Below are 2,160 nucleotides of genomic sequence, written 5' to 3' on the forward strand. Positions count from 1 at the left end.
CACAAGAGCTAAAGAGAGAACTTATTGCTCGGCACTTCGTCCCTCACGTTCGTTCACGAGGCGAAGAAAAACAAGATAAGACAAACTCAAGAACTCCAGCCCGTAGATGGGTAGTCGAACGTAGCCACAGTTGGTTAAATCGCTTTCGAGGATTATTAATCCGCTGGTCAAAGAAGGCTGAAAATTATGAGGCCATGTTATATTTTGCCTGCGGCCTTATTGTCTGGAAAAAATTCCTATCGGGATAGGCTCTTAGTCTGTTTTTTTAGTACTAAATTATTGCTATAGGAGGTTGTGATATTGTTGTCTTAAAAAATTGGTCGTTAGATATTACTAGTTGTGGTGAGCCAGTACCATTAATTAAGCATTAAAAGGAAATTACTTAAAGTGAATTGTTATTAATATGAGTTTGATGAAGCATTCGATAGAATTGAACATTATCAGATTTATCCGGAAATGAAACCTTGGGTTGGTTGCGAATATGCTTCGTCAATAGTAAAGATTTTAGTTATTGGTGAAAGCCACTATTTGGATGTTGGTAGTACGTACCATCATGACCCTCAAAAATGGTACAGTGGTGTAACAGTATCAGATAAAAATGATAGAGGGTGGATTAAAACACGAAATATCATTAAGAATGGCATTAATACGAAATGGAAGTCCAAGTCAAAAGCAATATATCGAAACATAGAGAAAGCACTATTTGAAAGTAATGCAAATTCTTGCGAGCAATCTACGGCGTTCAGTAATATAGCATTTCTCAATTACTTTCAGCGTCCTGCAGAACAAACTGGTAAATCAAATAAAGTATCTCAGCTTGATTCAGATGTTAGTAAAAATGTCGTAGGGCAAGTTGTTAAAGCTATCTCACCTGAGCTTATCATCTTTACAAGTTCATTGGCTTGGAGTTATGCAAAACGTAGTAATCTGGTAAACGAATTTGATGAGCAATCTATAAAGTATACGCGTACGCCTCATCCAGGGATGCCATGGTGGAACCGAGTTTCTAAAGCTTATGGTAACCGTACTGGTAAACAACATTTTGTTCATTTTATAAATGCATTCATCAAAATAGATGCTAGTAGGTGAATCAAAATATCGAATTACACTCATTGGGTTAGATTATTTGCCAAATAAGCTAAGTGTATATCTTTTATAAAAACAAATTTCATTTATATTCTTTGTAGTGGTTTAACGTTAAGCGATTAAATGATGCATATATCATATTTAAAAAATTCATGTTGGTCTGATTGGACTAGAGAAGAGAGGTTCTTTTGCTCTTCTCTTTACGAGCAAGCTAAGCAAAGGCTTGGAGAATTTATAGCATTGATTAATCTGAAAACAGATCTTGCATTGGATGAAGATATCGAATGGGATATCGGATACGAGGTCTGCTTTTATAGAGATTATTTATGGCAAAAGAATACGTTACCAATAAAATCATCAAAGTACTCATCAAAAAGAACTTTTGATCTTTGTCTGTTTTCTGAGGATACAATCGTCATAATCGAAGCTAAGGTTTTTAGTCTCTTTGAGAGGGAAGATGGCGAAAAACTAGCAAAAGACAAGAAACACTTGCCTGAAATATTGAATAGACCAAATCTTAGGGTTTTGACTTTAGCTTTAGCTTCGTCAGTTTACTTCAATAATCACGCTAAATTCGGTGCTCCTGAAATTCTTCAGCCATACGATGCTAAGTTGACTTGGTTATCACTTTTTGAAAATTATGGGAATAAGCTATTTGGAACTGCAGATCGACTGTATAAATCTAAACCAAGATACATTTAATGAAAATTTATGCGTGACTAGAGCTTCACTTCTAAAATGAAACTGTCCCAAATCATTTCACCTCCACTCCAAACCTTGGCTGGTGGCCATCAATCAGCCATTATTTCCATTCATCTCCAATTTCCCGTTATTTTTTTGCGCTCTAAGAGCCTATCCCGATAGGCATTTTTTCCAGACAATAAGGCCGCAGGCAAAATATAACATGGCCTCATAATTTTCAGCCTTCTTTGACCAGCGGATTAATAATCCTCGAAAGCGATTTAACCAACTGTGGCTACGTTCGACTACCCATCTACGGGCTGGAGTTCTTGAGTTTGTCTTATCTTGTTTTTCTTCGCCTCGTGAACGAACGTGAGGGACGAAGTGCCGAGC

4 protein-coding genes are annotated in these 2,160 nt (G+C 36.7%); 3 read left to right on the top strand and 1 reads right to left on the bottom strand.

Annotated features, from left to right (window positions below; translation table 11 throughout):
- From L4D12_RS25255 to L4D12_RS25265, 3 genes are all read left to right on the top strand, one after another.
- Positions 1-248 (top strand): transposase (locus L4D12_RS25255; protein WP_428450570.1); only part of this gene is annotated, 248 nt, incomplete at its 5' end.
- Positions 249-456: 208 nt separating this feature from the next.
- The gene (locus L4D12_RS25260; RefSeq protein WP_428450571.1) at positions 457-1,089 is read left to right on the top strand and encodes a hypothetical protein; all 633 of its coding nucleotides are present in this window, start codon (positions 457-459) and stop codon (positions 1,087-1,089) included.
- A gap of 120 nt (positions 1,090-1,209) precedes the next feature.
- On the top strand, positions 1,210-1,788 hold the full coding sequence (locus tag L4D12_RS25265; protein ID WP_428450572.1) for a hypothetical protein: 579 nt from the start codon (positions 1,210-1,212) through the stop codon (positions 1,786-1,788).
- Between the two features lie 150 nt (positions 1,789-1,938).
- Here L4D12_RS25265 and L4D12_RS25270 read toward each other — a convergent pair.
- Positions 1,939-2,160 (bottom strand): transposase (locus L4D12_RS25270; protein ID WP_428450573.1); only part of this gene is annotated, 222 nt, incomplete at its 5' end.

The sequence above is a fragment of the Photobacterium nomapromontoriensis genome (genome assembly GCF_050336815.1).
GTDB classification, from domain to species: domain Bacteria; phylum Pseudomonadota; class Gammaproteobacteria; order Enterobacterales; family Vibrionaceae; genus Photobacterium; species Photobacterium nomapromontoriensis.